Source organism: Microbispora sp. NPDC004025 (assembly GCF_053604425.1).
The window spans coordinates 19,744-30,374 of the sequence record NZ_JBSGHN010000018.1; the positions used below are offsets into that span (position 1 = coordinate 19,744).

The window sequence follows — 10,631 nt, forward strand, 5'->3', positions numbered from 1 at the left end:
AGCACATGGGGTCCACTGTGGGCATCCTCAAAACCCTCCGCCGCGTCCTCCGTCCCGACAAGGCCCCTCCGCCACGCTCCGGACGGCCGCTCGCGCTCGTCTACCGGGGCCCGGCCTCGATTCCCGGATGCTCGGAGGCGGTCGCCGGACTGCTGGAGGCCAGCCGCTGGGACTTCGACGTCCGCTACACCGGCCCGCACGAGGAGATCCCGCTCACGGCGGAGTCACTGGCCGAGGCCGCCGTGTACGCCCAGCCCGGCGGCGGGGATCTGGACCGCGGCTACCGGCACCTCAGGCGGCATCGCGGCCTGCTGCGTGACTTCGTCGCCAAAGGCGGCCGCTATCTCGGCTTCTGCCTCGGCGGCTATCTCGCCGGAGCCACCCCCGGGTTCGCCCTGCTGCCGGGCGACACCGACCAGTACATCGTCACACCGGGCGCGACGGTGGAGGACGAGGAGGACACGCTCGTCGACGTGCGGTGGCGCGGCCGGAACAGGAGCGTGTTCTTCCAGGACGGTCCCTGCTTCCTGCTCGAACCGGGCAACAAGGCCAGCGTCCTCGCCACCTACCCCAACGGCGCCGTCGCCGCCCTCGTCACGCCGTACGGCGCGGGCCGGGTCGCCGTGGTCGGCCCGCATCCGGAGGCCACCGACGACTGGTTCACCGACGCCGGCCTGCCGGTACGGCAGGCGCAGGATCTCGGCCTCGATCTCGTGGACGCGGCGATGACCGGGTGAGTGACCCGTGTGATTTACGGGAAAATCGCCACAAAAGTGACTAATCGGGATGAATTACCGCTTTTTAGCCAAAATCCCCATCATGGGGGGATGGTGCGTAAATTAGCCGCCCTCGCCGCGAGCCTCACCGTAATGGCGTCTTCGGCCGCTCCGGCCGCCGCGGAGCCGGTCACCTTCCTCCCAGGGTCGGCGGGAGCGGGCGATCCTTACTATCCCCTCCAGGGCAACGGCGGCTACGACGTCGGACACTACGACCTGCGCCTGCGGTTCGACCCCGACGACCACGAGGTGGACGCAACCACGACGATCACCGCGACCGCCGTCCAGAACCTGTCGCGGTTCAACCTCGACTTCTCCGGGCCGCCGATCAGCGGCGTGCTGGTGGACGGCGCCCGCGCCGCCTACAGCCGCGACGGCCAGGAACTGGTGATCACCCCGCCGAAGGGACTGAGGTCGGGGAGCACGTTCACGGTCGCGGTCTCCTATGCCGGCACGCCGAAGGCGGTCTCGGACGCGACCGGTCACCAGGGCTGGATCAAGACCAAGGACGGCGCGTTCGTGGCGTCCCAGCCGGACGGCGCGCGCAGCTGGTTCCCGTCCAACGACACCCCGGCGGACAAGGCCACCTTCTCCTTCCGGGTGTCGGCGCCCGAGGATCTCACCGTGCTGGCCAACGGTGAGCGTACGGGGACGGACGGCGCGGACGACGACGGCTACAAGACCGTGCGGTGGGAGATGAGGCAGCCGATGGCGCCCTATCTCGCCACGGTCGCGATCGGACACTTCGTGGTCAGCGAGGGCACGGTCGGCGGCATGCCCAACGTGACCGCCTACGACCCCTCTCTGGCGGACAAGTCGAAGGACCTGCACGACTTCACGGCGAAGGCGGTCGCCTGGGAGATCGGGCTGTTCGGCCCCTACCCGTTCTCCTCCACGGGCGGCATCGCCGACGGCAACGGCTCCGTGACCGCGCTGGAGACGCAGGGCCGGCCCGTCTACAGCGGCGGCCCGACCGACAACTCGGAGATCGTGCACGAGCTGGCGCACCAGTGGTTCGGTGACAGCGTCGGCGTGCGGAGCTGGCGCGACATCTGGCTCAACGAGGGCTTCGCGACGTACGCCGAGTGGCTCTACCAGGAACAGCACGGCGGGCCGTCCGCCAAGGAGATCTTCGACCGGCACTACCGCAGGACCGGCCACTTCTGGAACCTGAAGACCGGCGATCCCGGCCAGGAGCACATGTTCGACGAGCACGCGGTGTACCTCCGGGGCGCGATGACCGTCCACGCCCTGCGCACGAAGATCGGGGACAGGGTCTTCTTCCCGCTGCTGAAGACCTGGGCGCAGGAGAACAGGCACGGCACGGCGACCACGGCCGACTTCATCGGCCTCGCGGAGAAGCTCAGCGGGCAGAACCTCCGCCCCTTCTTCGACGCATGGCTCTACCAGGCGAAAAAGCCCCGGCTCTGAGCCCCGGCAGCTAGCTCCGCACCAGGACGGACCGCACGCCGGGGAGGACGGTGGTGCGGAAGGTGACGCCGAGTTCGGCGGGGGTGGCAGAGACGTCGCCGTCCGCCCAGGCGCGCAGCAGTGCCAGGAAGGCGCCGACCACGCAGATCACCAGACGGTCGAGCGCGGGCGACGGCCGGGGGGGCGTCACCTGACCGCGAGGGAGCACTGGGCTTCCGGCACGTGAACCTCGCTTGGACTCGGCCCTCGCGCGGAGGAGTGTGAGAGGCATGTCTCTTCAGGAGGACGTCGCGGTCTACGACCACAGCCGCTGGACCGGGTACCTGTTGCAACGGCTTCTGCCCGGCTGCACCAGGATCGTCTCCGGGCGGGCCGACACGGTCGAGAACATCCTTTCGTGTCTCGATCCCGGTTGCTCTTTCTTCATCTTCCACATCGATCTCACGTCCGCTCGCGAAAGGCCGCTCGCAAGGGCCGACCTGTGCGCCGAGCTCAGCCTTCGCGGAGTACGGGTTCTCAACGCGGGCGTCGAGGACATCTCGAAGAGGAGCCTGCAGCGCAAGTGCGCGGAGATCGGGCTGCCGACGACCGCCGCACAGCGCGTCGGCCCACCGGAGGAGATGCTCATCGTCAAGACGAACCTCAACTACGGCGGGATTCCCGAACGCGTCGCCGGATACGCGACCGCCCCCGGCCCCACGGCCGAACCCATGGAGTATCCGGTCGTATCGCGCCGAGGCCTGGACCCGGACACGTGGGATCGTCCCGATCTGGTCGTGGAGCGGTTCATCTCCGACGAACAAGACAGGCTTTTCCGATGCGCGGTTCTCGGCCATCGCCGGGCGTGGTTCAGATTCATCTCCGCGGAGCGGGTGAAAAGAGTCCCGTCCGACACGTCACTGATGGTCGCCGAGGAGACGGTGCCCGACGCCGCGAGGCTGGCCGTCAACGCTTTCATCTCGTCCCACGGCTGCGACTTCGGTGCGTTCGACGTCCTCGTGAGCGATGAGCATGCCTACATCATCGACTTCAACTCCACACCGGTATGGGGCGACGGCGATCTCGGACCACTGGTCCTGTTGTCGGATGGCCTGCGTAGTTCGAAAAGATAGAGGCCGGAGTCACCCGCCATGCAGACGGCCCGGCCTCCCAACAGCCAACCGCAGTCCCGCAGCGGCCCGTCGACGCGGATGGCCGCCAGTCGCCGTGTCGACGCGACATCCCACACGTGGGCGGTTCCGTCAGTGCTGACGCACATGAGCAGCGCACCGTCCTCAGACGCGGCCATCCCCCAGATCGGCCCGGGATGCCCGCTGAGGACAGCTACCAGCGCCCCGTCCTCGACGTTCCAGATCCGGGCGGTCCGGTCGAACCCCGCCGAGGCCAGCCAGCGGCCGTCGGGCCCCGCCACGCATGCGTTCACTCTGCCCACGTGACCGGACAGGACCAGTCGCCGCCGCCCTTCCCGGACATCCCAGATCTGGACCGTACGGTCGGCGCACCCCGCCGCGGCCCAGGTTCCGTCCGGTGCGATCGCGCCACCGAACACCGGCGCGGCGCAGTCGAACCTCGCAACGCGCGTCCCGGTCACCGGGTCCCACACGACGAGGGTCTGATCGGACCCGGCCGACAGCAGCATTCCCGTAGCCGAGAAACTCAGCCGGTTCACCCACCCTTCGTGGCCGGTCATGGTGTGCGTGAGAGCACCCCGCCGCACGTCCCAGACGCGGATCCTTCCATCGGCGCCCCCGGTCGCCAGCATCGCGCCGTCGGCCCCGAACGCGCAGCTCCGCACCCATCCCTCATGACCGGGCAGAGTCAGCGACGGCTCCTGCGAATCGCTGTTCCAGACGCGGGTCACGCCTTTGACGTCACCAGCGGCCAGAAGCTCGCCGGAGGGGGATGCCGTGCAGGAGCGCATGATCCCGATGCGGCTGTCCTCCCGGCGTCTGACGTCGGTCCGCGCGACCTCCCAGATTCTGACCGTACGATCCACGCACCCCGCGGTGAGCCATGTGCTGTCAGGCCCGATGGCGCACGCGTTCGCCCCGCCCGCGGGCCCGGGCAGCACCAGCCGCGCCTGATACGTGCCGGCGTCCCATACGCGTACGGTGCCGTCGGCGCTCGTGGAGGCCAGCCAGCCGCCGTCCGGCGCGACGGCACAGTCGTTGACCCAGTCGCGATGGCCTTCGAGCAGAGCCAGTTGCCGCCCGCCGGCGACCTCCCAGACCCGCACGCTGCCGTCGGCCCCGGCCGAGACGAGGCGCATGCCATCGGGGGCGGCGGCACAGCCGTTGACACGCCCTTCGTGCCCGACGAGGGTTACCCGCACCACGCCCGTGGCCGCATCCCAGACGCGTACGAGGCCGTCCACGCCCGCGGAGGCGAGCCACGTGCCGTCAGGCGCCACGGCGCACCCCGTGACTCCTGCCCCGTGATGCAGGAGGCGGAGCTTCTCGCCGCTGTGGGGATTCCAGACATGGATGCCGCCGTCGAGATCCGTGGCGGCGAGCCAGGCGCCGTCGGGCGCGATCGCGCACCCCGTCACCCCGTCCGGGCAGCGGAGCGTACGCAGCGGGGAACCCGACTCGGCGTTCCAGATCCGGACAGTGCCGTCGTCTCCGGCCGAGGCGAGCCATGTCCCGTCCGGAGAGATCGCGCAATCCCAGATCCACCCCGTATGACCACGCAACACGAGAGACCGGGATCGTCCCGTGATATCCCAGATCCGAACAGTCCGATCGAAGCCACCCGTGGCCATCCAGGTGCCGTCCGCCGCGACGGCACAGGCCCGTACCGCGCCCGTGTGTCCTTCCAGGGTTCGCCTGAGCGCAGCATCCGGTTGATCGGGCAGAGGCCAGAGAGGCGCCAGCAGCGGCGGCGGATCGTTCGCGTCGAGTCTCCTGACGAGCGTCCGCAGCGCCTTGGTTCCGTGAAGCCTGGAGGCGACAGTGTCGACAATCGAAGGGCTCAGCGGCGTGAGCAGGTGAGCGGCTCTGGCCAGTGCGTGCCGGAGATCCGCGTGCCGGCCGGCGAAGGCCAGATCACCGTCCACCGCCGCCGCACCGAAGCGGTCGAGCCTCGTGACAAGCCAGCGTGGGTGCGTGACCAGCGATGACAGCTCGTCACGGTGTCCGGCCTCCGCCAGGTGGTAGACGATGTTCCCCCATAGGTAACCGAAGCTCTCCGGGATCGACCACCAAGGGCTGAGGCCGTCCTCCGGTTCGCCGGTCAGCAAACTGCGGCCCGCGTCCACGAACGACCGGTTCACCTGCGCCAGCTGGGAGGGCGACCGCTGGTGGCGGAGGTAACCGCGGATCACGTCATGCAGGCGCAACGCCGGCCCGCTCTGCCACGTCCCCAATGCCAATCGGCTCTGGACGAGACGCGAGAGGAGTCGCTCCGCGGCTCTGCCGCCCATCGGGCTCCGCGCGCTCCAGAGCAGGGTGAGCGCGTCGAGCGGCACGTCCGTGTCCTCGGGGAATATGCCGAGGTCGAGATAGCGCTCACGATCGAGCAACGAGAGGCTCTCCATGCTCGCTCCCACCGTGACCGCGATCGCCTGTGCCCTCTCTTCGGGGTTGTCGATGTCCAATGCGGCCGGCCCTTCGAGACTGAGCTTGCTGATGACCCACTCCGCAGCCTGTGCGGCCGAGGCTCCTCCTCGTTCGTACTCCGCCATGAGGCCGTTCGCGAGGGCGAGCAGCACCGGCCACCGGCCGGTGAGCCGATCCAGCCGGGCCAGCGCCGATTCGGGCAGGACGCCCAGACCGGTGCGCAACAGCGTGCGCGACTCGTCCGGGTTCATCGCGTCGACCAGGATGGACACGGCTCCCGGGGGCACGAGTCCTCCGATGCGGGTGGTGATCAGTCGCCGGTGGCCCAGACCTCCGATGAGGAACGGCTTGAGCTGGGCGGCGGTCCACACGTCGTCGACGACCAGGAGAGTGCTGGGACGCTGGTCGAGCAGCTCTCCCAGACGTATGCCGGCCAGCTCGGGATCGGTCGTGGTGCTGGGCCTGCCGGTCAGCGCCTCACACAACGTGTTCACCCGGTTGGCCAGCTCCGCACCGGTCACGTGCTGTCCGAGTGTCACCCACAGAAGGCCTCCGGGAAAGCGCCCGGCCAGCCGGCTCTCCATCCGGCTCACCTGAGCCGTCAGGGTGGTCTTGCCGAAGCCGCCCGCACCCTCGACGGCGGTGGTCACCCCGACGGATTCCGCGCCCGTCGCCATCAGAGCCTCGACCAGCGGACCGATCAGCCCCGGCCGGTCGACGACCGGGCCTGTGGGGGCCGGAGCCATCCATGGACGTTTCACGGGGGAGGCTCTGGTTCCGGGTTTCTCGTCGAAGCGGACCAACGCGTGCAAAATCGCGATTTCCAGCTGCTCGCGCGTGCTGAACCGCTGCACCAGCACCTCATCGGCCACATGACGGCGGAACGCCCGCTGCCTGTCGCCGTGCTCCGTGTCGAGCAGCTCGGCCGGGAGACCGTCGGCCGGGTCCAGCATGAAGATCAGCCGGGGAATGCCGGCCGCACCCGCGGTGAGATATTCCAGCTGGGTGTAGGAGACCTCCGGGCGGTCGCGCACCGGCGACCCGTAACAGAAGCCGATCAGGCCCAGGTACAGGTCGCAGTTCAGGACCTGCTCGCGGCAATAGTCGGCGGCCTGCTGGTCACGTGCCGGAAAGTGAGCCATGTCGACCGGGTGATGTCCCGCCTTCAGCAGCGTCTCCGTGGCCACCCTGACGAAGGATCGGCCTTCGGGGTGCACACCGAGCTCCGAGGTGTGGCTGAGGAACACGCGGAGGTTCTCCTGAGCCATACCTCTCCTGCCTAGAACTGAGTGAACGAGTCGGATAACCGCTCCAGACGGCCGGGGCCCATGTGCTCGCCCCCGGCCGTGGTGAGCACCGAGTAAGCGGTCAGGGAGAGGATCGCCTCCCCCTCTCGCGTTCGCCCGCCGAGCGGCAGGTCGGCCCATCGTCCGCAGATCGTGATCACGTCATGCTCCGCCAGGACGACCCCGCTGAACACCGAGGTGTAGGTGGCTCCCCAGTCCGGACTCAAGCCCAGCCAGCAGAGAGCGTCGCCACGCTGACGGAGGTAGTAGGTTCCTCCGTCGTCGCCCGCCCATATGCCGGTGAGCGTCGTACGGGGAGTGCGATCCTGCACGTCCACGGCGTAGACCGGGGAGATCAGCGGCGGGGAGGTGGACAGCGCACCGGTGACCCGCACGTGCGTCCCCGGAGAAAGCGGTCGGCCCAGGACGAGGAACTGCCCGCTCTCGTCTCTGCGGAGATCGCCGTTGACCGGCCGGCCGTTGCGGAACAGGATGCTGACGGCGTCGCGATCCCGCCAGCCGGGAATCACGGCGTCGGTGCCGTGCTCGGTGAGGCGGCACGTGACAGTGCTGCCCAGCGGCAACGCCGGGCGCCTGACCACGGATGGATCGACGCGCATCTGGAACTGCAGGTCCCCGGACGAGGCCACCTCGGTCAGACCGGTGGTCATCGTTCCGTGGATCACCGCGCAGACATCGGTGATGAGGGCGTCGTGCCGGAGCGCGGCGCGGATACGGTCGATCTTGCGGGCCGGTGGTTCGATCCGCCGCCAGGCGGCGCCGCCGAACCCGCCCGTCTCACGGAGCCTGCGCATCCCGTCCGGCGGCACGATCTGCAGATCCATCGTCCCGCATTGGAAGACGTCGCCGCGTGGGGTGTCCATCCACTCGCCCACGACGGAGTCGCCCATGAGCCTGCCTCGATAGACATTGGTGAACGCGGTTCCGATGTTCAGGTCGCCGGAGCCCCGGGGAGACGAGACGCTCAGCCCGGCCCACCAGACAGTGCTGCCCGTATGCCGGATGTAGTAGAGAGCCCCCTCGTCGCCCAGCCAGGTACCTGTGAGGGCGTGTGCTTCCCGTGGGATCATCGGCATGCTCCTGGGTCTCACGATCAGAATGACGGGAGGGCGCGGTCGATGTCCATGAACAGTTACGACCGGGCGAAGAGGCATCCGGACATCGTCGTGGCGAGGCCCCCGGGGCACCGTCCTCTGGAGTTCGATCTGCTGGTCCCTGGGGAGCGCGGCCCGTACCCGGTCGTCTTCTGGATCCATGGCGGCGGCTGGTGTGCGGGCAGCCGCCGTGACCCCACTCCCGGCATGCCCGGGGCCGATCTCCACGCCCGGCTGCTCGAACGCGGCTTCGCCGTGGGACTGGTGGAATACCGGCTGAGCCACGAGGCGGTATATCCAGCACAATTGGACGACATCGGCGCGGCGATCGAGTGGACGCGAACCCATGCGGATGAGTTACACCTGGACGTCACCCGCTTCGCGGTGATGGGCGACTCCGCCGGGGGCCATCTCGCGGCGCTGGCCGGACTCGCGCGTGATCCGGCGCTCGGCCTTCATGCCGTGGTCGACTGGTACGGACCGTCCGACCTGACCTTTCCCGGCGGCTCCCCCGAGCCCGGTGATCCCGCGATCCCTCTGTTCGGCGGCCTTCCAGCGGACCTTCCCCACCTGGCCCGGCTCGGCAGCCCGCTCCACCAGGTTCACCCCGGCGCGCCGCCGTTCCTCTGCGTCCACGGCGCGGATGATCAGAACGTCCCCCTCTCTCATAGTGAGACGCTGGTCGCAGCGCTCCGCGCGGCCGGCGTACGCGCGGAGCTCGACGTCGTTGCGGACGGTGGTCACGGCTTCACCGGCGCCGACATCTCCCCGATCATCGAGCGCTCGATCGACTTCCTGGCCGACGTGCTTCGTGCGGGTACCTCGAAGACCTGACGAGACCTTTCCCGGGTTTGCCCTTCCGGCGGACGGGGAGGGGAGGACAGCACCGCCGGGGGATGGTTGCGGACGGTCCGTTTCGGCCTTCACGGCGGTCCGTAAGGAGGAACGATGACCGAGCCTCAGCAACCCGAGCTTCGGCGTTCCGGCGGAGGCGGCGCCAACGACGAGAACGTCGACGTCATTCCGGAGTCGGCGAGCGCCACGAAGCCGGGCGGGCAGCCGCACGGCACCGACAAGGGGAACAAGGGCGGCGGAGAAGGCGGCGGCGTCCCGCCGGACCAGCGTCCTCCGTATCCCGCGTGACTTGGCGGGACGCGTCGACCGCGGGCGATCGCGGAGCGGCGGACCGGGACGACGGCGGCCGGGCTGACGTGAGAGCCGCGCCCGGCCCCCGTCCCGAGCGGAGAGGGCGGAGCGGGACCGCGGAGGGGTGAAGTGAGCGGAATACCCACCATCAAGAGCCTGGACGAGCTGACCGAGCTCGTCGAGAACCGGCCCGGCCTGTACCTGCGGTACTCCAAGGGGCCCGACGCCGACGCCGGCAAGCCGAGCGTCGACTACGAGAGCCGTCTGGAGCTGCCCGGCCTGTCGGTGACCGTGCTCGACGCCGAGCGCTGGTGGACCCTCCCGCTACGTGACTGGCTGGCCCGCCAGATCTGCAAATACACGCATCTGGCCGAGAAGGACGAGGAACGGCACGCGTGGGTGCTGACCGGCCGTACGGTGGCCCGCGGCCCCGACCACGAGCCGCTCATCGACCAGGTCGAACCGGTCGCGTGGCTCGACGACTCGGTGGTCGAGCAGGCGCGTGCGCACTACGAGGAGGTCTTCGACGCCGGCCGGGACTCCACTGGCTGAGGGGACGCCCCGGGAGGGGCGCTCCCGTGCGCGTCCGCAGCAGGACGTCCACTCCCTTCTGCTCGTGCTGGGAACCGCACGCCCCTGCCCCGCAGCGCGGCGACGGGCGCGGCGAAGACGGAGCACAGACGCAGTACACGCACGCCGTGGATGTGCCCCGGAGTCCTGATCGACACTGACACGTCGCCTCCGAGGGCGATTCGCGGAGATCGCCCGCGGGGTAGCCTTACAGGCCGGTGCGCCCGCTCCGGCCGCGACCGCGGTCACATGGGAACACGGCCTCCAGCAGTGCTTTATATGCTTTCTTTTCCCTGGTCATACGGCGATCGTAAGGGTGGACATGGTCGAGAGGGCAGGCACCGCGAAGCGCGCGCGACCCGCGCGCGCCGCCGGCGGTGACCCGGAACTGGATCTGCGGCAGCTCCTGGCCGGCCTCACCGCCGTACGGGACGGCGACTTCGGCACCCGTCTCCCGGAGGACGGCGACGGCCTGCTGACGGAGATCGCGACCGTCTTCAACGGGATGGTCGATCAGCTGTCCCTGTTCACCTCCGAGGTGACGCGCGTGGCGCGGGAGGTGGGCACCGAGGGCCAGCTCGGCGGACAGGCCGAGGTGCCGGGGGTCTCGGGCACCTGGAAGGACCTCACCGACTCGGTGAACGCGATGGCGGGCAACCTCACCAGCCAGGTCCGCTCCATCGCCGAGGTCACCACCGCCGTCGCCAAGGGCGACCTCTCCCAGAAGATCACCGTCGACGCCCGCGGCAC

The 10,631-nt window shown here is 69.4% G+C and carries 10 protein-coding genes; 7 read left to right on the forward strand and 3 right to left on the reverse strand.

The annotated features are described in order from the left end of the window. Positions 1-5 precede the first annotated feature (5 nt). Both ACWEQG_RS33530 and ACWEQG_RS33535 read left to right on the forward strand, forming a co-directional pair. Entirely contained in the window at positions 6-737 is a 732-nt protein-coding gene (locus ACWEQG_RS33530) for a BPL-N domain-containing protein (RefSeq protein WP_452290959.1), read from the forward strand. Between the two features lie 90 nt (positions 738-827). Continuing rightward, positions 828-2,207, forward strand: coding sequence for a M1 family metallopeptidase (locus ACWEQG_RS33535; protein WP_452290960.1), 1,380 nt, complete (start codon positions 828-830; stop codon positions 2,205-2,207). A 10-nt stretch (positions 2,208-2,217) separates the two neighbouring features. On the opposite strand, the gene ACWEQG_RS33540 is transcribed toward ACWEQG_RS33535, so the two are convergent. Continuing rightward, positions 2,218-2,415, reverse strand: coding sequence for a hypothetical protein (locus tag ACWEQG_RS33540; protein WP_452290962.1), 198 nt, complete (start codon positions 2,413-2,415; stop codon positions 2,218-2,220). Positions 2,416-2,440: 25 nt separating this feature from the next. Here ACWEQG_RS33540 and ACWEQG_RS33545 point away from each other — a divergent pair, with 25 nt between their 5' ends. Continuing rightward, entirely contained in the window at positions 2,441-3,319 is an 879-nt protein-coding gene (locus ACWEQG_RS33545) for a hypothetical protein (protein ID WP_452290963.1), read from the forward strand. On the opposite strand, the gene ACWEQG_RS33550 is transcribed toward ACWEQG_RS33545, so the two are convergent. Both ACWEQG_RS33550 and ACWEQG_RS33555 read right to left on the reverse strand, forming a co-directional pair. Continuing rightward, positions 3,223-7,032 carry a DUF4062 domain-containing protein gene (locus ACWEQG_RS33550; protein WP_452290964.1) on the reverse strand — a complete coding sequence of 1,270 codons (3,810 nt, stop codon included), beginning with the start codon at positions 7,030-7,032 and terminating at the stop codon, positions 3,223-3,225. The genes ACWEQG_RS33545 and ACWEQG_RS33550 overlap by 97 nt on opposite strands. A gap of 11 nt (positions 7,033-7,043) precedes the next feature. Next, the gene (locus ACWEQG_RS33555; RefSeq protein WP_452290965.1) at positions 7,044-8,141 is read right to left on the reverse strand and encodes a hypothetical protein; all 1,098 of its coding nucleotides are present in this window, start codon (positions 8,139-8,141) and stop codon (positions 7,044-7,046) included. A 48-nt stretch (positions 8,142-8,189) separates the two neighbouring features. On the opposite strand from ACWEQG_RS33555, the gene ACWEQG_RS33560 reads away from it, so the two are divergent. The 4 genes from ACWEQG_RS33560 to ACWEQG_RS33575 all read left to right on the forward strand — a co-directional run. After that, on the forward strand, positions 8,190-8,999 hold the full coding sequence (locus ACWEQG_RS33560; RefSeq protein WP_452290966.1) for an alpha/beta hydrolase fold domain-containing protein: 810 nt from the start codon (positions 8,190-8,192) through the stop codon (positions 8,997-8,999). A gap of 114 nt (positions 9,000-9,113) precedes the next feature. Further along, the gene (locus tag ACWEQG_RS33565; RefSeq protein ID WP_452290967.1) at positions 9,114-9,308 is read left to right on the forward strand and encodes a hypothetical protein; all 195 of its coding nucleotides are present in this window, start codon (positions 9,114-9,116) and stop codon (positions 9,306-9,308) included. A 132-nt stretch (positions 9,309-9,440) separates the two neighbouring features. Further along, positions 9,441-9,863 carry a DUF6098 family protein gene (locus tag ACWEQG_RS33570; protein WP_452290969.1) on the forward strand — a complete coding sequence of 141 codons (423 nt, stop codon included), beginning with the start codon at positions 9,441-9,443 and terminating at the stop codon, positions 9,861-9,863. A gap of 340 nt (positions 9,864-10,203) precedes the next feature. Then, positions 10,204-10,631, forward strand: a 428-nt coding sequence (locus ACWEQG_RS33575) for a HAMP domain-containing protein (RefSeq protein ID WP_452290971.1), incomplete at its 3' end; no start/stop codon positions are given.